The 24,529-nt window shown below is 46.4% G+C and carries 11 protein-coding genes and 1 pseudogene; 9 read left to right on the top strand and 3 right to left on the bottom strand.

Features of this window, described 5'->3' with window-relative positions:
- A pseudogene (locus Q1Q75_RS16170) lies at positions 1-658 on the top strand (hypothetical protein); the annotation flags it as partial.
- 181 nt (positions 659-839) lie between these two features.
- Here the strand turns inward: Q1Q75_RS16170 and Q1Q75_RS16165 are convergent.
- Positions 840-1,442, bottom strand: a complete 603-nt coding sequence (locus Q1Q75_RS16165; protein WP_300672722.1) for an alpha/beta hydrolase — start codon at positions 1,440-1,442, stop codon at positions 840-842.
- 15 nt (positions 1,443-1,457) lie between these two features.
- Positions 1,458-3,209 carry a GH3 auxin-responsive promoter family protein gene (locus Q1Q75_RS16160; RefSeq protein WP_300672720.1) on the bottom strand — a complete coding sequence of 584 codons (1,752 nt, stop codon included), beginning with the start codon at positions 3,207-3,209 and terminating at the stop codon, positions 1,458-1,460.
- Between the two features lie 873 nt (positions 3,210-4,082).
- Between Q1Q75_RS16160 and Q1Q75_RS16155 the strand changes: the two genes are divergently transcribed.
- The 5 genes from Q1Q75_RS16155 (at position 4,083) to Q1Q75_RS16135 (ending at position 14,903) form a co-directional block, all read left to right on the top strand.
- Entirely contained in the window at positions 4,083-4,295 is a 213-nt protein-coding gene (locus Q1Q75_RS16155) for a hypothetical protein (RefSeq protein WP_300672718.1), read from the top strand.
- 513 nt (positions 4,296-4,808) lie between these two features.
- Entirely contained in the window at positions 4,809-5,720 is a 912-nt protein-coding gene (locus tag Q1Q75_RS16150) for an omptin family outer membrane protease (RefSeq protein ID WP_300672716.1), read from the top strand.
- A 134-nt stretch (positions 5,721-5,854) separates the two neighbouring features.
- Positions 5,855-9,346, top strand: a complete 3,492-nt coding sequence (locus Q1Q75_RS16145) for a caspase family protein (RefSeq protein ID WP_300672714.1) — start codon at positions 5,855-5,857, stop codon at positions 9,344-9,346.
- Between the two features lie 208 nt (positions 9,347-9,554).
- Positions 9,555-12,593, top strand: a complete 3,039-nt coding sequence (locus Q1Q75_RS16140; protein ID WP_300672712.1) for a caspase family protein — start codon at positions 9,555-9,557, stop codon at positions 12,591-12,593.
- Between the two features lie 486 nt (positions 12,594-13,079).
- Complete coding sequence (locus tag Q1Q75_RS16135; RefSeq protein ID WP_300672710.1) at positions 13,080-14,903, top strand: MBL fold metallo-hydrolase; 1,824 nt, start codon at positions 13,080-13,082, stop codon at positions 14,901-14,903.
- Positions 14,904-14,971: 68 nt separating this feature from the next.
- Here the strand turns inward: Q1Q75_RS16135 and Q1Q75_RS16130 are convergent, their stop codons facing one another.
- Positions 14,972-17,989: a PAS domain S-box protein gene (locus Q1Q75_RS16130; protein WP_300672708.1), complete on the bottom strand. Its 3,018-nt coding sequence runs from the start codon at positions 17,987-17,989 to the stop codon at positions 14,972-14,974.
- Between the two features lie 2,377 nt (positions 17,990-20,366).
- On the opposite strand from Q1Q75_RS16130, the gene Q1Q75_RS16125 reads away from it, so the two are divergent.
- From Q1Q75_RS16125 to Q1Q75_RS16115, 3 genes are all read left to right on the top strand, one after another.
- Entirely contained in the window at positions 20,367-21,077 is a 711-nt protein-coding gene (locus Q1Q75_RS16125) for a hypothetical protein (protein WP_300672706.1), read from the top strand.
- 1 nt (position 21,078) lies between these two features.
- On the top strand, positions 21,079-21,675 hold the full coding sequence (locus Q1Q75_RS16120; protein ID WP_300672704.1) for a hypothetical protein: 597 nt from the start codon (positions 21,079-21,081) through the stop codon (positions 21,673-21,675).
- Positions 21,676-22,733: 1,058 nt separating this feature from the next.
- The gene (locus tag Q1Q75_RS16115; protein WP_300672702.1) at positions 22,734-24,518 is read left to right on the top strand and encodes an adenine deaminase C-terminal domain-containing protein; all 1,785 of its coding nucleotides are present in this window, start codon (positions 22,734-22,736) and stop codon (positions 24,516-24,518) included.
- Positions 24,519-24,529 lie beyond the last annotated feature (11 nt).

Genomic DNA, 24,529 nt, shown 5'->3' with positions numbered 1-24,529 from the left:
CACAAAAGGCACGGAGTTCCCTGAAGGCCAACTGGAGCACTACCGAGAACGGTTTTCAAGCTTGTCCTGGTATGTAAAGGATATCAAGCAGACCTTTTCACGGATCTATAACCGGAAAAAGAATCGCCGGGGGACCCTCTGGGGCGAGCGGTTTAAAAGCGTGATAGTAGAGAAAGGTGAGACAGTTATTAACTGCTTGGCCTATATAGATTTAAACGCTGTGAGGGCGGGTATTGTAAAGCGGCCGGAGGACTACCGCTGGTGCTCCATCGGGCACCATGTGCAGACGGGAAACCGAGATGATTTTCTCTCCCTGGACTTCGGGCTGGTGGAGTTCGGGGTGGAGAGCGCTGAACGACTGCAAAAATACCGTGAATTTCTCTATCATGCGGGGTCGGTTAAAAAACGGGGCAAGGCCGCGATTGTGGCGCGGGTGTTTCAGTCAGAAAAGGAGAAAAATTTTGAGCTGGATCGCATCCGGCAGTTCAGGTCCCGAACCCGGTATTTTACCGACTCGGGAATTATCGGCTCCAAGTCTTTTGTTATCGGAACCTATGAAATCTTTAAGGATCGGCTTTATGGGAGCCGGGAACGCGTGCCAAAGCGGGTCAACGGCTTTGACGGCATGTACTCCATGAAACGATTGAGAGAGGCTTGACGGTTTTCTGTCGCTGCATAGCAAAAGTCTGCAATTGATAAGAACGAATTCAGCACCCATTCCTGTTGACGTGAGGGCATATGTCCTTCGCTATGGCATCTGGAAGGGCTGTTCCTGCATTGGCCTCTTCGGGCATCGATTTACAATTACACATTAACTTTAGATAGAATCACCGGGGTTATCATTTTTTTTGTGCTGGAATCAGCTGAGAAGAACACCTCATGATATGAGATTTACGGACCGGTGCCTGGTGCCTGTCCCTTGGTTTCTGTACCGAGTCCTGCAGAAGAAAAAGAGCCCGCAGATCCCCCCGGGCAACAGGCAAGGTGAGGGCCTCATCATCGGACAACATGCGTTCGAACATGGAACCCCGGATGACGGTGGATTCGCCGCACCCTATGCGATCAAAGGCGTAGACCGTGTACCCCTGATCATAAAAATCTTCTGCTGTACCATTGAACCATCCCCGGTGGCTTTGAAGACCGTGGTTATAAATAATAACCTTTCCGTTTGCGTTCTCCGCAGATGGCTTCCACCTTGTGTAGCGGATAAGAAATCGGAATCCGGAGTCTGGAATAAAGGGGATCTTCAGATACTCCTGGGTAAACTCAAAGGGCTCCCCGTTGATCCGCTCCTCATCAAAAGGGTTGTTCAACTGATGGTCGCTTGAAAAGGATCGGACCTGATGCAGGCATGAATGGTCCGCCCCCAGGGCGTCACCGGGCTGCAGCACGGCCAGCCAAAGCCCCAACACAAGCAGGTTGATCTGAACGAAATGTTTCATAGTCCCTCCTGGAATTTAGCTCGCTTTCTGATAGTCCGGTTGGATCACCCGAATGACCTCAAAGCTTTCGATCATGGTTATGTCCTGGGTGAGCAGGGTGGGTTTGAACTGAGCTTCGCGGCACCCCTGGCTGATTTTTTCGAGTCTCATTTTTTCGTAGGCCCCACTCGCCAGTTCCCGCAGCTCCACGGGGTGCAGCCGCATGGAGTCCCGTTTGACTCGGTATTCCATATTGACCTCCTTGAGGTTTTCATCAAGCAAGGCCGTGAATTTGGTTTTGGCGTTTTCAGGGGGAGAGGGCGAAAACTCGATATAGAGTACGTAGCGGCTTTTTTCTACATGGGCCAGGCCCATGTAGAAGGTGGTTTTGACGCCGAGGGTCGCTTTGGTTTTTTCCACGGCGTCGATAAGCTGCTGCTCGTAGAGTTTTTCGCCGGTGATGCTGGTGACCCCGCTTCCTTTTTGAACAAAGCGTATGGTGGGGACCTTTTCGTAGAAGCCCGTCACTTCGATGATGTCGTTGATGCGGTATCGGTAGAGACCGGCCAAGGTGGTAACGAGGATGTCATATTGTTCGCCCTGTTTCAACTGGTCCAGGGTGAGGACGTCAGGCTGGCTGCCATCATCGGTGAGGGGGACAAACTCGAAAAAATTCTGATCGAAGGTCAGGATTCCGGCATTGGAATCGCGCCAGAGGGGAATGGATCCCCGCACTTCAGAGGCGAGGTATCCGATGTCTCGGATGGTGATCTCACCGTACCAGGCTTTCATCTCCTGAAGGTAGATGCTGGAGTTGCCCCCTGTCCAGCATCCGGCCAGGAACAGGCTCGGCCAGTAGTGCTTCGGCAGCAGGCGGTTGTCCGGCTCTTCCCTGATGAGCCGTTCCAATCTCTCTGCCAGGTTGGGCCGGGGGGTGAGTCGTTTTTCAACAAGGGTTCTTGTCTTTTCGTCAAGGGTAAGGGTCTCGCAGAGGGTTCCCGATCGAATATCGCGGATCAGACGATCTTTCCATTCATCGGCTTTTTTTGCGAGGAGGACAAGGGTGCTCGCGTTGGCTGAATTGATCATGGTGATATCCTGGTCCAGGGAGCACCTGAGAATGGCATAATATTTCGAGCTGTAATCTTTGATGGCGAAGATCTCATAGGGCACCGGGTATTTATGCCGAATCACAGAGGGCAGTCCTTTCACCAGGTGACCTGATGTGGAACCGTAAGGCGTTCCGTCTTCCACGACACCCTCTTCAGCAGGTGAAACCACGGCGAGAATCTTGCCATTTTTCAACTCCGGGTAGTCTTTGTGGGTCTTGTAGGTAAAGATCCTGCCGGTGTTGATGTGGGACTTCTTCATGATCTCGCTGGTGATGGGGATGTATTTGGGGCTGCCCGTTGTACCGCTTGTGGCGGCATAGGAAACGGGCTTCCCGGGCACAAGGGCATTGCTTCCGCCGCTTGTATGGTGTTTGACATAGGGCGCTATGGTGTCCCAGGTTTGGACGGGAACCTGTTGTCGGAAATCCTGAATGGATTGGATGTGGCGAAAATTGTGGTCCATCCCAAATTGCGTGTTCCGATTTTTCCGGAGGATTTGCCTGAGAAGTTTTTTCTGATGCACCATGGGGTGCTTGCTTTTTTTCTTTAACCTGCGATACAGCACCCCCCCTGATAAATAGAGCGAAACCACAAAGATGAGGTGGATGATTTTCTGGGTGAGCGTTTCCATGACCCGTGACGGGATCGTGGGCGAGTTGCTGCTGTTTACTTTCATGACATCTCCTTCCATCATAATTCCATGTAGGGCAGGTTTATTCTCCAGCCTTTTGCAGCGTTTTCGCTGGCCAGCGGTATCAGGTGAGCGTCGCCGTTTAAACACCGGAACGAATAGATTTTTCAGGTGTGGCTCTGTTTCTTACGTCACGCCTTATGGCTGCGCAGGGTTCATAAAAGGATCGCATTGCATCGTGTCTGTGGTGTCGGTTGTCACTGGCAATGGTGTCGTCATTACCCGGGTAGGGGAGGCCCGGTTTCGTTAGAATCTCAGGTGAGGCAAGGGCAACCGCCCTATAAAATGAATGGTGCCAATGTAAGGTGATCATCGGCTTGGCGCAGATGTGCTACAGCGCTCATTTACGCCGGATTTGATGTGGAGCCAGCCGTCGCAGGATGTACAAATGAGTCACTGCCTGGGCCCATATCGATGAATCTTGCGCATTTTTCAAAGCATCATTTGTGCCATAAACAGATAAAGCGTGCCACAAATGCGGTATATGTCCGTTCTTATGAGGTATTTTATGGAGACAAAAGAAAAACGCTGAGAGTCAAGAAGCCGGAGCAGGGCTGGGGAAGACTTCCTCAGCCCTGTGTTTGATTGTTTTCAAAACACTGGTCATTGAAGGCCTTGGGATATTTTGGGGGAAAACCACCCAAAATGGGGGATGATTCCTCAGGGTATACATGGCAAAGGGCGCCTGTCGGAATAGAAGAGGTCTAACCCGGATATTTCATGAGAAAGCGATCATGCCAATGCAATAAGTATTTATTACAGTAAGTTATTATAAAAAGTGCAGATATTTCAATAATACAAAATGTAACCCACATTTTTTGGCTCGATTTTCTAACCCTTCGGGCTAAGGAACGAACATTGAATAACGTAGCCAAAATAGCCTCCGGCGGCCCTGCCGGGGGCCAAACTTTTGAAAAGTTTGACAAACAGGTTTTAAAAAGATTGCGGGCACCCGACACTAAAGACAACCTCGACATATTATTTATAATTGCTTTCACTATGCCTTCCCACCTTGAGGCAGAAGAGAAAGGTATTTCATCGCAAAAGTTTTTGCGGCTTGTCACGGCGTAGCCTTTAGGCGAAGACGGGAGCTTTTTTCAAAAAGCGACCCGCCGGAGGCAGGTTTTTTGGTCAACTTATTATGTGGTCGTTCCTAAACCATTGAGAACGTATCTTGCCTGTCCCCGCTACCCCTTGTCCTCAGCAGGTACAATGCCAATCCACTAAATTCATCATTTGACAATCAAGTAATAAAAAAGATAGAGAAGCTCCATTGACTAACAAGTATGAGGGCTTTTTTCCATAGGCCCGCCGCGCCCCACGTTAAAGGGGCAGGTGAGGGGCAGGGCAGCCGTTGATGCTATACTCCATAATGTGTAAGGAGATCTCAGAGATATGGAGACAACCCATCGCAATCCAACTCAATTCCAGCCACACCTGTCAAAAATAAAGAAATGTCATAATGCATTTTTGTCATGTCTGCGGGAATGTTCGCCGGTAGGTTTTCTTTTTTCCAACACCCCCATGATGCCGAGGCGCATAACCGGCGTGGCCCTGTTCCTGATCTTGGCAGGAACGCTGAACTTGCCATGCCAGGCGGTTGCAGCAGCCGTAAGCCCCACCCAACGTGTTGAATGGTTCTCCTCGTCACACCATTCCCTTTCCATGAGCCTCAACGCGGGAATTGTTAACGGGGAGTCCCATGAGATCGTCTATGGTGATGTCGGGGAAAAAGTCAGCGAGTTGATTTGGCGCCTTGAAAATGTTCCCGTGGTCGGCCTGTCCGCCTCGATTCCCTTGCCTTATGAAGCCACGCTGTCCCTCTCCGCATGGTCTCGCGTCGGGCGAGCTTCCTCCCTCGGTGATGACTACGATTGGTTGTCGGAACAACACCCCACAGATTGGTCAGATTATTCGGTCAGCCCCACCGTCCTGACCGACGGAGAGATGGCCGACGTGCAGCTCCGCATCCCTTTTTTTAAACAAGAGACCTGGGGGATGTCCGGACTGGTGGGTTTTCGATACGACCATTGGGGCTGGGAGGATCACGGCGGGACGTTCATCTATTCGTCCCCGGAAGGGTTTCGCGATCAACACGGCAACTTTGAAAACATTCCGGGGATCGCATTCGAGCAATGGATGTATGCACCTTACCTTGGATTTTGCGCCCACCTCAAGGTCCGCGACCTGACCCTGACCGGCAGCTTCGCGAAAAGCAACTGGGCATGGGCCAAAGACGAAGACCATCATCTTCTTCGCGGTATGGTCTCTCAAGAGACCTTTGACAACATCCGCTACCAGATGGTCGCCCTCGGGCTCTCGTATCCCCTCACGACCCACCTTGCCCTTTCCTCCAACCTGAGGATTCTCAAATACAGCCGAACCACGGGGGACATCTCCGTGGCAATCGCTGAAGGAACCTTCCGCTTCCCCGACCAAGCCGGGTTGCAACACAGTTCCTGGATGGGGTCTGTCTCCCTGGTGTACGGATTTTGATCCAACCGCCCGGCGGAGACCGATGGTAATGGCAGTAGGGGATGTCGTAAGGCACAGATGAAAGTCATCTTTTTACACATAGCGGAGCACTTATGACCACCAGGTATCGGGCATTGTTTCTTTTGGGATTATGTTTGGTTTTATCCGCATGTGCCAACCTGCAAACCGTGCACATTGAAACATCAGAAAAATCAATAAAAAATGGCCGCCTGGAAATGGCCCTGCCGGTTTTTCAAATCAACAGTGGCGTTGATTTTGGCAGCAACGCCTCCGAGTTAAGTATCGATAAAAAAATATTTTATATGGTCTCTGGGGATGGCCGCACGATACTGCTCCGGGACACCGCCTCTGGCAGGTTGTTGCAGACCCTCAACCTCCCCATAAAAAATACCATCCTGACATTATTGGAGATCAAGAAAGACACCTTACTGATCTCGGCAACAGACAGGCTCCTGGTCTTTAATGTCCGTACCGGACACATACTCTACGACAAAAAAAACAAATACTCTTTCTTCAAAGCAACCCTTAACCGAGACCGGACACAGGTTGCGCTTTTTAAAGGGGCCTATTTCCGGAAGGGAGGGATGATTACGGAGTCAAGGCTTGGCAGCAAATCTGACTACTACCCGTTTGTAGAGATACGTGACGTCAATACCTTGGATATTCTTCATATTTGCCCGGCTTTGGAACGATACGCATCATCCAGGCCATTTGTTCCCAATGCCGTAGAATTTTTAAATGACGGGACCCTGCTTATCGGATATGGATCGCACCTATACGCGTATGACCCCGCATTAAAAAAGAGAAAACGACTCACTAGTTTTTCAAATGATATCGAAAGCATCGTCAGCTTGACGCCCGAGCGTTTGATTGTTGTCACCGCCGGTGATGAGAATCAAACAACCGGTCGTTCCTATTTGTATCAGATGCCCGGTTTAAAAGAGGTTCGAAAAGATGAATATGTCATGAAGGAAACGGCTTTTGAAAAAAAAGATTGCCGCATGGTTCATACCGTGCCGGATCCCGTCTTCATTAACAATGCCTTGTTTGCGGCTCAAACGGGCAAAGCAGCGGCACCTCAAAATGGAAACGTGACCAACACAATAGGTGTCTTTGAGCTCAAAACCGGGCGCCTCCTTCGTACCTTGCCCAACAGGCATAATGATTCAATCAATGCCTTGTTCTACGCAAATGGAACGATCATCACAAACAGCAGGGCGTTGATTTCCAGTAACCCCTTAACCGGCAAACGGGTGTTTAATACCCCGCCGGCTTTTCCCCAGGATCAATTTACAGTTTACGATCAAACCGGGGTTGTTTTTTCACATGTCAAAGAGGGGCGTTTTGTCTTATACAAGCGAGGCAAAAATTCCAGTATCCATTTCATGGATGTGAACCTCAAAAAAAGATCCGTAAAAACATGTTCCCGGGACAACATAAAAGACTTCAGATATTCGGAAGGTATCCTCACGGTCTTAACCGAAAATGGATCCATCGAAACCCTCACCGATTTTAATGCCCCCAATCAAACCCCAAAAAAGAAGCCACCGTCTTTTGTGGGGAAAGACAGTCGCCTTCTGGATGGAAAGACGGGCGCATATGACTATGAACGCCGCACGATTCGCCATTATTTACCGGGGCATTTGGGGCGACCGACAGGGCTCAAGCTCCCCTTACCGGGGTACAATGAAAAGGGAGGTATTTTTGATGATGATTACCGGCTGGCTTTATCCAGAAGTGGCCGTTACCTGGTCATTTTTGGCGTATACATAGAAGAAGATTTTTTATCTTCCCTGTTTCATACGTCCGGAATTCATTCGTATCCGACCTTAAGCATCGTCGACCTGAAAAGCAAAAAACGGGTTGCGACCCTTGTGGATGAAAAAGAAGATACAAGCTGGGATTTTCGTCCCCCATGTTTTGCTTTTTCTGAAGATGAGAGCCTTTTCGCGGCGGGAACCCGATATGGGCGTGTTCATTTGGTCGACCTTGAGAAGGGCTCATCACGTGACATCAAAGTGGATATGCCCTTTATCAGAGATCTTGCGTTGAACACAAAAACGCAGGAGCTTGCCATGGTCCACAAATCCCTAAAAATTGTTTCCCTGAAGAATGGGAACGAAATTTCCACCCATGAATCAAATGGAAACCACATTGCTCATGTCACCTCCTCGGATGGGTATTGGATCACAATCGGTTTTGATCAATCAATCAATATCCTTTCTGGTGACAGTCACGAGCCCCTTTTGAGCGGATACATTAATTATCAGCAAGGGAATAATTCCGGTGTTATCTTTTCGACTCCGGACGGGTATTTTGATTTTATTGGAAATCCCGGGGATTTCATCCACTTCTCCATACCTGAAAAGCGGGTGTGGTACTCGTACAATCAATTGTACGAGCTTTTTTTTCGCCCTGATATCGTTAAAAATGTCTTAAATAAAGGCCCTTATGAACAGGATGTACGCCTCGTTAATCTGAAAGACTCCCTGCTGCTTCCCCCGCCTGAGGTAAACTTTTCGGTGAAACGTTCAAAAAACCGCCACCAGGCAACGCTTAAAATTCGGGCCAACAATTCCGGGGGAGGGATCGGCGATATCAGGGTGAAAAACAACGGGAAATTTGTTTACAGCTATCAGGGTCATTTTCGGTTAAATGAACCAAAAGACACGGCTTCACCAAAGGTTGTGGCTCAGGCAAACGCCCATCGAGGTCTCACATTAAAAGGGGCTGGAAAAACCGGGAAGGCTCCCGCTTCCAGCATAAAAATCCCGAACCCACTCAGCGTCACCGTGCCGTTGGCGTCCGGTAACAACCAGATCGTCGTTCAGGGCTTTAACGGTGCAGGGACCGTGTTATCCTCGCCTGTAGATCGTGTTGTAAAGGGCGGAAAAAACAAATCCCGGCCGAGGCTCTTCGTGTTATCCATCGGTATTGATCAATTTAAAGAACCCAATGCGACCCTTAAAAATGCGGTCAAAGATTCAAACGATGTTGAAGCCCTTTTACGGAAACATGCCGCTTTCAGGATTGGCGAAACCCTTGTATTGAACAACGCCAACGCTCAAAAAGAGACGATTATAAACGCCTTCAATCGCCTGGCCGAACAGATGAACCCGGAAGACTATTTTGTCATCTATTTTGCGACGCACGCTGAAGCGATCAACAACAAGCAATTCAGGTTGTATACCCACGATTACGATGGTGAAGCCACCCACGCCAATACCATCCTTTATGATGAATTGATGGCGATGCATGCAAAAAACCCGGCGCAACATCAATTGTTGATTTTAGACACGTGCCGGGCCGGTGGACTGAACCTTGCCATGGCTGATGTCTACAACATTCAAACCGAAACCTTTGCCTACTCCACCGGTATACACGTCATTGCAGGCTCGTCAACCTATCAGGACGCTCTTGACAACTACCATGACAACGGGTTGTTTACGCATGCGTTGCTGGAAGGATACCGCCATTTTTCGGATTCCGATATAAACAGCGACGGATTTTTAAGCATCGTTGAACTGGCCGACTATGCGAAAAAAAAGACGAACCAGTTTTCTCATGGCAGGCAGCAGGCTGTAAGCCATCACTTTGGTGATGATTTTCATATCATCAAAAAATAGTGGCCTGAATCCCTTGGCGCCATACGTTCATCCCTATTGGAATTCATGGCAAGATAGTCTTCGTATACCGGCAGTGAGGCACTCATCTCGAGAAATATCCGGGCTAATGGCGTATTCAGAAAACAGTTTCAACCTTATGGCCGGTAAGAACGTCATTCAGATTGGATATGAAATCGATTGCATCCGTTTTTTAAGGAGGGGGAAATGTATGAGGTATTTTAGGGTAATTGCTGTGGCTCTGTTATTTTTCACACTAACGGGCTGTGGCTTGCCAACGGTTCCCGTGCCTGATTATTACCTTCAGGCAGAAAAGATTAAATCAACAGACGTCTTTAAGAAACAGACCGTCGACCTGCATAAAAAGATAAAAGCAACGCTTGTCATTCAGCAACTTCATACGGGCAGTATTGGAACGCGTGCAACCGCTTTAGAATACTCGCCGGACGGGGAGCTTATTGTCACCTGCTCAGAAGATGGCCTGATAAAAATATGGGATGCTGAAAGTGGAAATCTTCTGCAAGATTTCGAAAATAAGGTGAAACGTGGCAAGGACAAAGAGATCAATGATGTTTCTTTTTCACCTGACGGAAAATACATAGTGACTGCAGGCGGCGATGGCCAGATAAAAATATGGGACATTATCACCGGGACCCTTCTTAAATCCTTTTCTCTTGACCCTTTATTTGCCCCTGAATACAAAAAAGACTATCTCTGGGCAAGGTGTGTTGATTATTCTCCTGACGGAAAAAGAGTGGTTGCCGGAGGGTGCGCGTCGGTTGGAGATTATATCTCTTATTACCCTTTAAAGGTTTGGGATATTTCCAGTGGCAAAGAGGTCCTTTCCATGGAAGGTATTACAAATGCCATCGGTAGTGTTAAATTCTCTCCAAACGGGAAACTTATTCTGTCAGGCTGTGACATCTTTGGCACCTACATGCAACTCTGGGATGCGCAGACGGGTTCGCTCTTAAGCACGATGAGTGGTCCAGACGATGCGGAAAGTGTCGCTTTTTCCCCGGACAGTCAGTTTGCTGCCGGGGGATTTCGAGGTGGCAACATCAGTGTTTGGAATCTTAAAACAGGGGCAAAGGTCCTTTCCCAAAAAATGGGTCGCAATGTTTCTCAAGTTAAGTTTTCACCTGACGGTCATTCTCTTTTTCTATGTGGTAGTTATTTTGATAAAATAAATTTGGCAAACGGGATGTCAGAGTCTATCGTCGGTAAAACAGGGGGTCGTGAATTCGATCTTTCCCCCGACGGAAAACAGTATACCGTTATAGATAGTGGCGAGATAACCACATGGACTATTGATAATAAAAAATTAGCCTTAAAATTTAAAAACAGCTCGGCTGGCACCTCTGGTGGAATCACTGAAGATGCCATCAGAAAAGGTGCAAGCAGAAGGGACTGTGGATTTTTTCATGGCTCAGATCAGCTTTTAATTGCAGAAGGTTTTGTAGATGGGCATTATTCCAAACACCATGTGAATGTCTCCAGAGGGGGTAAAATTATTTTATCCGTAAAGATACCTTTAGTGACCCAAATGGAATTTTCCAAAAATGGCGACTATCTTTTTGTATCTTCACATGGTGGCATGAAACGAATAGATATTAACAATCGAACGGTATCGGATTTCATTCATTGCAATGGCACTATTTTCGATTTTTCTCCGGACGGTAAATTTGTTATCAGTGGTAATGTCAATTCGGGCCTTGGGGGTATTGGGCTATGGAATGTCTATACCAATAAGCTTGTCAAGGCCTTTGACGGGCACAACGGGCGAGTTTACACCTTAAAATTTACTGAAAACGGCAGACGAGCCATCTCTACCGGTGCTGACGGGATGACCCGCTACTGGAATGTGGAGACAGGGAAGCTGATCTGTTCCAAAATGGAAAGCGAAAAGAAGAACGCGAAAGGCAACAGAGAATGGCTGGTTGTGACACCTTCCGGTCATTATGATAAATCGCCTGGCTTTGAGGGGGTTCACGTTGTCAAAGGGCTGAACGTGCTGGAGCTGGATCAGCTTTTTGATCTTTTTTATATTCCGGGCTTAATGGACCAGGTATTGAAAACAGGCGGCGCCCCAAAAATGGTCGCCGGAAAAACAATCGACATCATGATGGAGTCGCCTCCGCCGACAGTTACCATTCTTTCTCCCGAAGCACTGACATACGGAGGGAAAGATATTGCCACCAGCACGAAGGCCACCCTGGAGGTTGTTTTAAACGTTAAAAATAACGGTGGGGGGATCCAGGAGATTACCCTGTTTCATAACGGAAAACCTGTTGAGGGAAAACAGCGTGGGCTCAAAAAAGTCAGCCGTACTGACAGCAGGTCGCAGACCGTTGCCTTTCCGGTAACACTGCTTGATGGTGAAAACACCTTTATGGCGGTTGCAAAAAGCAAAACCGGCATTGAATCAAGGCCGTTTAACGCGTCTGTTTTATATAAAAATCCCGAGTTTGAAAAGCCGGATGCCTATTTTGTCATCGTGGGCATTAACAAATATAAAAATACAAAATACAACTTGAATTACGGCAGGGCAGATGCTGAAGCTATCAGTGCAGTTTTTCGAATGAGATCCAAAAAACTTTTTAAAACCCTGCATGTCACTGAACTGTTCGACAAGAAGGCAACAAAAAACAATATAAGCCGGGCACTTGATAACGTCGTTACGTCTGCAAAACCGAAAGATGTGTTCGTGCTCTATTATGCAGGCCATGGTGTCATGGTGGAGAATGAAAAAGGAACACCACATTTTTATATTGCGCCCCATGAAGTGACCTCCCTGTACCGGGAACAACATATCTGGGCAAACGGAATATCGGCTGAGCAACTTACCGGATATTCGAAAAAGATCAAAGCCAGAAAGCAGATGCTGATCATGGATGCATGCCAGGCGGGTGGTTTTGAGCAGACCTTTGCCATGCGTGGTGCCGTTGAGGAAAAAGCCCTGAAGCAGCTTAGTCGGTCGAGCGGGATTTACCTTCTGGCAGCCACACAGTCCGAGCAGTTCGCAACGGAATTTGCCAGTTTAAAACATGGTGTCTTCACCTATGCTCTCTTAAAAGGCCTGCAGGGTGAAGCGGACGGCAGCCCAAAAGACGGCAAGACAACCGTGCGTGAGTTGTCGGCGTTTATAGAAGATAAAGTGCCGGGACTCACCGAAACCCATCGCGGCAATGCGCAATACCCCAGCATTTACGGGCGGGGGCAGGATTTCCCCATACTTCTTTCCCACTAGCAGGGTCTCGTCCCCTCATTTCTCATCATTAAAAAAGCCCCGAACAGAATGACCTGTTCGGGGCTTTTTTAATAGTGACCCTGCGACTAATCGTTACCGGGTTTCATGGAAGTCCATGGTGTCGGGATGCGTGAAACGATAAGGCCAGAGACCAGGAGACGGGCAGGGAAGGGGGAAAGGGGGACAGGCACCATGCGCCAAGAACGCCAAACGCCCTCCGGCTTCATTCCGGAGGGCGTTTGTTGGTTGTGGGTGAAAGAATATAGACAACATGGAGAAAGAGCGTATATTGCCTAACCCTATATCTGCTATAACCCAGGGCAAGGGCTCCATCACAAGGGTTTGTCTTGGCGTTGAAATCGTTCTTTTTATTTTTTCATCACATCATGATTTAGCTTTAAATAACGACATGTTTCATAGAACCGTGTCTCTCTTCCAGACCAAGAGATACAACGCAGTCATAAAAAATAATTTGTGGGGTTCGCTTTGCTTAATGAAAAAATTTTAGTTGAAAATAATAAATGGCAGGACGTTTCAGGGACAAAACAGGCAAGAATTTTCCCGCATATGGTCACACCGGATATCATGTCTTCAAATTCTTTTGCCATTGAATCTGCAAACCAGTTCATCATCATTGATCCCGGCGGTTATACCACCCAGTGGGACTACCTTACCGGCATTGTGACTCCGCTATCTGAAAAAAAATCATTGCCCCTTATGATCTATCTTACTCATTGCCATGTGGATCACTGTCTGATGATCGGAAGGTGTACCGAGCTTAAAGCGACAAGGGATGTAAAGGTGGCAATACATGAAGCCGGTGCACAGATTCTTGCCAAGGGGGAGACAAAAATGTCCATGGCTGAGTTGTACGGATATTCATTGTCACCCTTTACACCGGATATAGTGTTGTTTCAAACAGAACAAAAAGCCCAAGCGCCTCTTTTGTCCTCTGATTTTGATGGTCAAATTGATGATCTGCACGATCAAACAGGCAGGCAATTTCTAAGACAACGCATGGATCTGGGCGGAGGCGATTTTTTAGAAATCTATCATACGCCGGGGCACAGCCCGGACAGTGTCTGCTACCGAATCGGTACACTCATTTTCATCTCCGATATGCTCTCAGCGGTAAATCCCATGGTGGCCGGTATTGTTGGGTGGGACAGGGAAAATTATATTGATTCCATCCGTAATCTGATCTGGCTTCTGGATTCATCTGATATTCAACTTTGTTTTCCCGGTCACGGAGGTCCTGTGACTGCAGAAAACGCCAAAAAAAAGATGATGCGGATTCTTGATAACTTAAAGGGGCTTGGCAGTTTAAAGGAATTCAACCGAGACAGTTTGACCGATGCAAAAATATACGCCCTTGATCTACTCGAAGAAGTCAGTGATGTCTTTACGATTCTTGCAGGCCGCCTCTATGCTCTCTCTTATCATTTGGATAAACTGGGAGAATCTGAAGAAGCAGAAAAATACCTGAACATGTTTGATGCCGATCAGGTTGAGTTTTATATCATTGATTTTAAAAGCGTGGTTGAGCAAGTAAATCAGGGCGAACTGATCGATCTTCATCTTGTCTTTGAAGCGGCCAATGCCATCCGGAAAATTATTAAGGTGTTTGACCAGAAAAAATTTGATGTCATTATCAGCAAATCCTACCTTCGGCGCGTCTCTTGCCTGCTGAAGGATTTTCTTACGGTGATAAGGGGCGTGGACGATGCAATAGACCTTGAAGAAATCAATCTAAATCATTTCTCCAATACGCTGATTAAGGAGATAAAAACCTGCCTTTACGATGACGAATCGATTTTCGATGCCCTTGGGGATGATTTTTTAACAGCCCTGGCAACCCGAATTGCCTACGTCCCGATTTTCAAAGAGCTTCAGATAGACGTCTTCCACGGAGAAGATATAAAACCTGTTTTTACAGATTACCAGCGATTTTCAGATGCCTTTAAAGGATTATTGGAGCTGATTGCTGTTGCGAAAGTGAAAAAATTGTCCCTATCAACATTCAGTGATGAAAATAGGACTGGCATAAAAATCATGATAGATGACTCCAATAACGACATAATCATGGAACGAAAATTTAAAATGCAGGTCAGAAAATTCCAGGTTTGTCAGGCTCTTTTATCCAGGATACACACCCCAGGGGAAAGAGGTTTTTGCCTGTCTTTTTGTCCTGATCGGTCAATGTTGGGGGAGGGGACCGCGATAACCAGGCACCCACAGGAGGCCCCAGGGGAGGGTGACGCTGTTCAAAAAGGGACAAAGGTTCGGCGTTTCGTGAAGAACGCCAGGTAGTTTTCAAACGAAAACTACCTACCCCGATGCCGAATGAACGAGTTATCTTCCTGAGCATCCGACGGGTCTCAATCCAAGGCATTTCGAATGGCTTTCGCCAGTTCATTTTGAACAATTGGTTTGTAAATAATGGCCTTCACACCCATTTCAGAGGCTCTTTCGGGGGAAATATTTTTGTTATAGCCTGTGCACAAGATGACGGGCATCTCTGGCTTTTCTTTAAGAATTTCGGCTGCCAATTGATCGCCGGTGAGCTTTGGCATGGTCATGTCAGAGATGACGAGATCATAGAGGTCGGGTTTTAGGAGAAAATGATTCAATGCTTCCAGGCTGTCGGTAAAGGTGGTTACGGAATAGCCCAAGCGCTCCAGGGTCAGTGCTCCCATTTTTACAATCGAGAGTTCATCGTCTATGAACAAAATTTTCTCCTTGCCTCGAAGCCTCTCTTTTGGCTCCAACAAAGGGTTTTCTTTTATATCTTTGACGACAGGAATATAGATCGTAAATACGGTCTTTTCGCCAGGGATGCTGTCAACGTCGATAAGGCCGTTATAACTGGTCACAATACCGTGGACCAAAGCCAGTCCCATGCCTGTACCTTCGCCAGGGTCTTTGGTCGTGAAGTACGGTTCAAAAATTAAATTGACGATATCAGGGGGGATCCCTTTGCCTGTATCAGAGACTTTTATTTCTATATAGTCCCCGGATGCCTTTTTTTTATCCTTCATCCGAGGCGCTTCATCAAGAACCACATCCTTAAGGCTTACATCAAGGACACCCCCCTTGTTCTCCATGCCATGAGCGGCATTTGTGCAAAGGTTCATAAAGACTTGATAAATCTGAGTTGGATTTCCCCTTATCAATGAATGACTCTGAATGTTCGATTTAATTTCAATTGTGGCTGGGATCGAAGAACGTATAAATTTGAGGACTTCTTTCGCGATGATATCAATCCGAATAGGATGGATTGCTTCATCTGATTTTCGAGCGAATGTAAGGATTTGTTTAACCAAATCCTTGGCTCTCTTTCCAGCAAAAAAAATTTCTTGTAAATTGTCTTCAAGGGGGCTGCCCTTTTTTACCTGTTCAATCGATAATTCGGTAAAGCCAATGATGGCGGCAAGAACATTGTTAAAATCATGGGCGATGCCGCCTGCAAGCGTTCCGATTGACTCCAGCTTATACGCCTGCTGCAGTTTTTCCTTTAAACGTTTTTGATCCGTGATATCGATACCAATACTAATGTGGGTTCCATCTTCCAGACGAACATTTGACCACATACATTCAATAGAATGGCCATATTTTGTTTTTACCTTAAATTCCTTCCATTCATTGGTTGCCCTCTGCATATATTCTATGGCTGTGGCACGATCATCCGGATCTGGATAGCAGGCTTCGAAAATATCAATTTTCTGAATTTCTTTATTTGTCCATCCAATGGTCGATTCGAATGATTTGTTTATTAAAACCAAATTGGATTTTAGATCATAAAGAGTTATTAAAGCCGGAATGTTATCAATAATGGCGTTTAAAATTTTTTGTTGGTGGATCTTTTTTCTTTCTGCGTCTTTTATTTCAGTGACATCACGTACGGTCACCACCGAACCCACACACAAATCATCTTTGTCTCGAATAGGCGCAAAATTATAACTGCCGATCCATGTTTCCCCTGTATCTTTGCGTCGAAGAGTGCGTTCCGCATTGATGACTAATTCACCTCGCAGCGCTCTTTTTACCGCCCACCTGTCAATCGGCACCAAGGTCCCGTCTAACAGGTAAATATCAAAAATATCCGTGTATTCAGGCAATTTTTTAAGGCACTCCTCCTTATTTACAAATCGATAGAAGGTTGCAAAAGCCTCATTGAATTCGATGGGCTGTCCTGTGATATCACTGATGAACACCGCGTCGGTCATGCTTTCCAATGCTGCTTTTAAGTGAGTCTGACTCTTTATTAAATTTTCCTCCGCCCGCTTGCGTTTTCTAATATTCATCGTCAGGACCAGAATGAATATGGCTTCGACAAGGGCAAACAGAAAAAAGCTCACAATATAAATCTTGTACCGGTCCCAAACCGTTTGGGTCTTAAATAAAATAGTTTTTTCATCAGGGATTCTCTTTATATCTATTCCAAAGCGCTTCAATTGTTGCCAATCGTACATATAGATACTGGGACCCAATGATAATGGCTGAACGGTGTCCAGGCTTTCGCCATTTAAAATACGAATGACCATGTTATTAACGCTTTTTGCAAGCAAATCAGTGCTGCACAAGTACCCTCCAATAATTCCATGTCCTACATAGGTATCCCATAGCCCATAAACAGGCACACTTGAAGATCGCGAAATGGCGTTCAATGCGTCTCTGGGGACAAAGGACTTGCCGGTCGCATCTTTAATGGTCAACAAATACAGAACAATTGAATGGGGAGGTAACTTTTTGATTTTCTTTAAAACATCCACCATGGGTAAGTGTGACAAATAATGAAAATTTAGTTGATCGGATAATTGTTGAAAATTTTGTTTTGCCTGTGCCTCCCATGAACGTCCCAGGCGAGATGTTCCCGCGACGACATAAACATCCCGCGTTTCGGGTTGAATTAATAAGGCCGATGTTAACGTCTTAAGTAAATCAATATGGAGATTGACACCGGTGACTTTTATTTTCATATTTTCAGGATCTATTTTTTTATCAATCAATGCATAAACAATGGGCGTTTTATCAAAGGTAGTCTTGCAATATTTTTGAATAAAATCCAATGCGGGAGACATGACAGCAATGACAATATCGGGCTTATTTATCCGGTATCGATGGTTTACTAAATCGGCCTGCTGTTTGATACTGGCTTCATCTTTGAATCTGGATTGTTCTAAATATTCTGTAAAATATTCCACCTGGATGTCTTGACTTAATTGTAAATTCCGGAAAGTTTGATCTAAAACGTCATAGGCGGGCATGCGTGGCTGTAATGAATATAAAATGAGTATTTTCTTTTTAGTCACTGCGGCCGAAGGCATGGCTGTGAACAAAAAAAATAGTAATAATATATTTATCAAGTGTATCTTAGGTGTCTTATTGCGGGTCATTTTATAATTTTTCCCCACCGTTGGAAAAAAGACTGGACGAGTTCTTAGTTTTCAGGTGACTTTTTGTATAGATTTAGGAAAAGACAATAGTAACGATTACAGCTTGTGCCTCCGGCGGCCCTGCCGGGGGCTAAACTTTTGCCTGATTTATAAAGGCGGGTTTAACAAACAGGCATCAAGAAATAATCCTGATTAAATTTCATCCTGCGCAAAATCCTCCGGCGTGACAAATCCGCCTGCGCCCATGTCATGCGTCTCCATTCGCCCCACGCCAATGGGCGATGGAGCGACAAGCAATCCGTCTTCACTCAGCTACGCCGTTACAAAGGGGAAAAACGCATTCGCAACCTGCTTTAAAGGTGTGGCTCTTGCCATCGGAGGCTTTTTTTGGAGCTGAATAGTTACAGACAAAAAACCTTTATTTATAGCCAGGCCACGACCAACGTGCACTTAAATTATATCTAAATATCATGATTTTAAGAAGGATAAATATTTTATGATTTTTGCGTGCCTTTGCCCTGAACCCGGTCAGGCTTTGTATTGAGCTCGCCGAGGCCCTAAGCCCAACGCAACGCAACGCGTCACCTGATGGACGCAGAGACTTGGAAGCGATTGGTGTATGCCGGGAACAACAAAATCAGCACGCATTCCGTTGTCGTGGGAATCATACGATTCATGTTTTATCCTGCGATATGGCAACAGTGATGGCTGTTATTTCATCGGCCTATTCAGGCATAGATTCACACTTATATATTAAGTTCAGACCGAACCACCGGTGGTTGTAAAGTTTTTTTGGGGGCAGGAATCACTCAAGAAAAAACCTCATGACATGAGATTCAAAATCAGAAGCTTTTCGCCTGTCCCCTAATTTCTGATTCTTTTCGTTCCCTGATTCTACCTTGATTCATGAAAATCTCAGCACTGTGGTCCAAAAATTTATCGGGGCAAAAAGTGGGATTTTCAGGAGCGGTGTGCCCGTCGCAACTAAATGGCTCCAATATCAGGGTTATCTCTTTTGAAGAATTGAATGACAGGCCTCTTGAAGTGTGCATCGACTATAGGGACCACTGGCAAGCCAGCCGTGAGAAGAGCGTCAATGCTTTTATGGGGCAAAGATATGTATAAAGGGTGACATGCACCCTTGACAAGACACAAAAATTACATAGAATAAGGTATGTTACATATAGTGATATTAAATCACTCATCATCGGCCACACACCGAAAACAACCCCAAGGCACGACCCTTACGGATAAAGTTTCCCGAGGTGTTTTACCATGTGACATCCCGAGGAAACGAGCGAAAGAACATTCATAAGTGCAAACGCGACCAGAAGAAATTCCTCTATCCCGGCTCGCCCGAAGGGTGAGAAAAGCGAACAGATAACCGTAAATTACATTTTGTATTTTTGAAATAACTGCTCGTTGCTTTGGGTCGATCGTTTTCTCATGAAATATTCGGGATAGTCTCCTGACGAGACGGATGAATGCTATGGCGCGATCATTCATGCTTATTGCCTGTTGACCAACCGCCACCATTTTATCATTGAGCCTCCTGATGGATCATGAGCGTATCAACAGATCCTACACCATGTATTTCAATGTCAAAAGGAAACGGTTTGTCCACCGATTTCAAGGACGCGACAATGCGTATCTGGTTTTCAAGGACGATCATGCGCTGGAGTTGTCACGATACATTCATTTATACACTTTAAGGGCCGCCATAGTTGAGGTTGCAGAAGGGCATGTCTGGTCGACATATATGGGGCCGTATATCGAAAGATTTCAGGCCTCAAATTCACTGGAAAAAGGCTATATTTATGGCTGTTTCGGTAAACGGATCTCACAGGCCCGGAGAGAGTATGAGAGGTTTGTCTCAGACAAAAATCGGCTGCATGATCCGAGTCCTCTGAAAAAGGCGGCGAAGGCCATTTGGGGATAGGAGTCTTTTATTAAAGGTATTTTTGAAGGACGGCGCAGTGATCGTGAATTGCCGGCTTTTCGAGCCCTTGAGAGCCTCCCATCGTTTGAGACCATTCCACGTGCCGTTGATGAGGTAGCGAAAGAGTTAGCCCGTAAGATGAAAATGTATCTCATGAAGCGATACTCCGAAGCGACACTGAAAGAAATTGGAGAAATCCGGTTTGGGGGAGCCAGCTGTCTCTCAGGTGTGCAGACGGTTTTGTGTCTTCGTCGGTAAAGATAAAGTTGTCCTAAAATCATTGCATATACCTCAAGAAATTGGTTTTTTAAGATGCGTAGGGCTGACCTCTTCTGCCGAAAACTCATTTTTGGCAACCCCTGTTCACGGCCTTCTTGGTACTCACCGGGTATAGCTCCTTTTACGCTGAAATAAACCTTGTCAAAAAGAGGTAATAACGTGATAGACAAACTGAAAAACGTAATGAATTCTTTTACAAGAATTAGTCTTAAGCAGTTTCCTGCTGTTGCTCTCTTAATGGTTCTCTTTTTTGTTACTTCTTGCGCGACTACCGCGAGACACATATCCTGTAATAGCGTGAAAGAAGACTCAATTATTGCTCATAAAAATATTATCATTATGCCCGCGAGATTGAGGTATGAATCGATCTCTAATGAAGCCGAGTTACCACAAGCCACTTATAAAGGTAAAGAAGCTGGAACTATGTTAGTGGAATATTCCGCGGAAATTCTGAGCAAAGAAGGCTTTGGTGTGTTAAATGCCGATGCATTATCCGATGAAAATTCAAAGTTCAAAACGGCGTATAATAGAATACTCGATGAACAGATAAACTTATTCCAGTCTTCCTTAAGTACTGATTTGGCTAATGACCTTAAAGAATTTAGTGGATTTTCTAATAATACAAATATTTTGGTTCTTTTAGTTAGAGTAAAAGTGGGCCCCTGCGGAACATGGGAACCGTTTGGCGGAGCGATTACATCTGGATCGAGCTACACGAGGTTGAAAGCCGTTTTAGTTGAGACGGTGAGCGGACGTAGCTTATGGAAGAATGAAGTCCAACTTCGAGAGATACCAAAGATAGATAATGCCAACTATAAAAAGGCAATAAACTTACTTTTTAAAAATTTAAAAACATTTAAAGGAGGGTGAAATGAATGAATTATTCGGTAAACCATTTCGCAAATTATTGATTTTTCTTCCGGTATTGATTTTGATGGGATGTGCGGGAGCAAAACAACCGATTTTCTTGAGTAGTACCTTTGGTCAGGAAATGGTCGAAAATATTCTTGTGCTTCCCATCGTTGATCTGAGATTTAACAAAGAACCTGAATTACCAAAACTGGATAAATGGGTTCAACGCGTTGTAAAAGGTAAACTAAAATACAAAAAATATACTTTTACGTTAATTTCGGATCTTTCCATAGTTGATAATATAACTGAAGAAGACTTAAAAGAAGTTGATGCTGAATGGGTTAAAAATTTGGGTCCATCCGGCTCTCGGTGGATCATTATTGTGGCCTTATTGGATGCAAAGTCCAAGCTGACGTTTGGATGCACAGGTAATGCTGAAATCTCAGGTTATTTAATTGACAAAAAGGAGGGCTCTATTCTGTGGCGGGATAAAGGCATTGGCAAAACGGGATATAGCGGTTTGGGAGGTATGCTAATGAAAGGATTTATGCTTGAAGAAGCAATTAAAATGGCAAGCGTAGACTTGATGAAGAGTTTCCCTAAAAACAAAATTTGAATAATAAATCGTAACTATTCAGCTTATGCCTCCGGCGGACCTACCGGGGCTAAGCATCTGAAAAGTATAACAAACAGGTCTTAATTATATATTTAAGATCTATGTTGTCCCAAATGCGTATGTGCTTTAACCCGAGGAACAAGGGTTAAATCGCTGCGGAAAGTGCTATCGAGGTGGCTCCCCTTGCCGCCGGTGGCATCGCTTTTTGTATGTTTTATTTTTGCGTCGGCCCGTAGCCCGGATATTTCACGAGTCGAGTGCATTCATATTCAAGACACCAGAGCTGCAGATGTAGTGGTTTACCTCCATTTATCACTATTAAAAAAGCCCCGAACAGAATGACCTGTTCGGGGCTTTTTTAATGATGAACCCTGCGGCTAATCGTGGTCGGATTTTCATGGCTGTTCATGGGGTCGGGATGCGTGAAACGATAAGACCAGAGACCAGGAGAGGCGCTGTGGACGTGGCAGCCTGATCGTTTTGGCCGCTGCCTTAAAAAAGCCCGAAAAAGAGGGGCTGAAACGGAGCGCCGCACTCCGGTGCGGCTTTTTAGCTTGTCGTTATTCATGCCGCACCAGAGTGCGGCGCTCCAGGGGCCAAGGGTATTCAGGCGGTGGTGTAAAAACGCCGATGGCCGAAAGAATGGCAAAGGACCGCTTCATATATTTCGGCATTTCGACTAAACCAACGAATTGTCATCCTGCTTATATAGGGTGCGCCAGCACGCCATGTCTCACAGATAAATCCTCTCCACCCCCCTCCCTGGCAGACCTGCAACAAAAGCATGACTCGAGAGAGCACCGCATCTCCTACTGCATGGGTTTGCCTTAGGCATGTACCCTTTGAAGGAATCATAAAAAAGCATATCCTTAATTCTAATTGCTCAAAAAGATTGAAATTATTCTCATATAGTTTAATATAACCCCTCATCCACAATGCGGGTTCTATTGCAAGAGCCTGTAATCTTTTATAAATTCGTCGAGATGTGTGTTGCAGGACGGGAAACCTGAGTTGCCAGAAATGGACGGCCTATCTCATAACTATTTATAGGAGGATGTATGCAAAAGGGTAAAGATAGGCTGAAACGACGCATTCGTGCCGGGAGAGGCCTTGTTCCAGCGCACAGGATTGTACAGGGTGGTCACCTGGTCAATGTCATGTCCAGCGAAATCTATCTGGCAGATGTCGCCATCTATGACGACATCATTGTCGCCATCGGTGATGTGAAAGACTATATCGGCGAAGAAACCGAGATCATCGATGCCACCGGCAAATTCCTGGTACCAGGGCTCATCGACGGGCACCTGCACAGTGAATGCAGTAAATTAAGTATCACAAGTTTTGCAAAGGCGGTTGTCCCTTGTGGCACCACCTGTATTGTTTCCGGTCTTGACGAGTATATCTCTGTATCGGGCATTGAAGGTCTGCAGGAGGTCTTTGCAGAAATCAAGAAGAGCCCCTTGAAAGTGTTCTGGGGAGCGCCTTACAAGACCCCGTATACCTTCCCCACATCCACCGTATCCTACAACTTTACCCCGGAAACCCACAAAGAGGTTCAACAGTGGCCTGAGTGTTTCGGCGTGTGGGAAACCGTTCGTGAAGCCGTTATAGAAGAAGACGATGATACCTTGGGTGCCCTGGCTGAAGCCCATGCCAACAGGCTGCCGATTTTCGGCTGTGCGCCCATGGCACGCGGGAAAGAGCTGAACGGCTATCTCTGTGCCGGTGTTCGTCTTGACCATGAGAGCTATGACCATGAAGAGGTGGTTGAGAAGATGCGAAACGGCATGCATATGCTGGTTCGGGAGTCTTCTGTGACCCATTTTCTGGAAGAAAATATCCGCGCCGTGACCGAAGTCAACCCGGCACTTGCCCGCAGGGTGAGCTTCTGTACCGATGATGTCACCGCAACAGATATCATCGAAAAAGGTCACATGGACCATGTGGTTCGCCTTGCCATGAAGGCAGGGGTTGAGCCCATGACCGCCATTCAGATGGGGTCCATCAACAGCGCCGAGGCCTATCGTATTGACCACCTCGTGGGCTCCATTACTCCGGGTAAAATCGCGGACATCCTTCTGGTGGACAGCCCGGAAACCTTCAACGTCGAGGCGGTCATCACAGGCGGAAAGCTGGTGGCAAAGGGCAGGGCGCTGACCTATGAGCTGAACGCGCCCAAGCGCAGTGCTGTGCTTTCGAGCGAACTTAAATGCGAAAAAACCACCCAGGCAGACTTTCAGTACCGTGTGGAGATGGAAAAAGGCACCGCCGAGGTCCTCTCCATGAATGTGGTGGGCCCCTTTGTTCGCAAGCGTCGTGATGTGACCCTGAAGGTGGAGAATAATATCGTTCAGCCAGATATCGATCTGGATGTCCTGATGGTCTCTGTGGTTGAGCGGTTTGGCCGCAATGGGAATAAATCCTTAGCCTTTTGCTCTGGTTGGAAGCTGAAAAAAGGAGCCATGGCCTCTTCAGCAGCTCCGGACGATAACAACATCGTTGTGATGGGTGCCGATGCTAAGGACATGTCCATTGCCGTCAACCACCTGATCGAAAATGGCGGTGGCCAGGTTATTGTGGCAGACGGCAAAATTATAGAGTTCCTTGCCCTCCCTGTGGGCGGCATTGCCAGTGATCTGGACGCCAAGGAGATTGCATATCAGGAAACTCTGCTGAACAAGGCGGCACATGGCCTTGGCTGTGATCTTCCTGAGCCACTGATGTACATGTTCTTTTTGCCCATCACCGCGATTCCCGATTATGCCATCACGGATGTGGGGCCTGTGGACTGTATCGCCCTTAAAACCTTTGATCCGATTCTTGGTTTGAATCCAGAGAAGTAGGGGAGGAGACC

Origin of the sequence: Desulfoluna sp. (assembly GCF_030145185.1) — a bacterium.
GTDB lineage: Bacteria > Desulfobacterota > Desulfobacteria > Desulfobacterales > Desulfolunaceae > Desulfoluna.
Note: the sequence above shows the minus strand (reverse complement) of the source record. Positions and strands in the feature narration are given on the sequence as shown.

Bases quoted from the DNA above. Each gene is read 5' to 3' on its own strand.
- Q1Q75_RS16140 (WP_300672712.1), top strand. From the start codon at position 9,555: ATGAGGTATTTTAGGGTAATTGCTGTGGCTCTGTTATTTTTCACACTA.
- Q1Q75_RS16120 (WP_300672704.1), top strand. From the start codon at position 21,079: ATGAATGAATTATTCGGTAAACCATTTCGCAAATTATTGATTTTTCTT.
- Q1Q75_RS16165 (WP_300672722.1), bottom strand. From the start codon at position 1,442: ATGAAACATTTCGTTCAGATCAACCTGCTTGTGTTGGGGCTTTGGCTG.
- Q1Q75_RS16115 (WP_300672702.1), top strand. From the start codon at position 22,734: ATGCAAAAGGGTAAAGATAGGCTGAAACGACGCATTCGTGCCGGGAGA.
- Q1Q75_RS16160 (WP_300672720.1), bottom strand. From the start codon at position 3,209: ATGAAAGTAAACAGCAGCAACTCGCCCACGATCCCGTCACGGGTCATG.
- Q1Q75_RS16130 (WP_300672708.1), bottom strand. From the start codon at position 17,989: ATGACCCGCAATAAGACACCTAAGATACACTTGATAAATATATTATTA.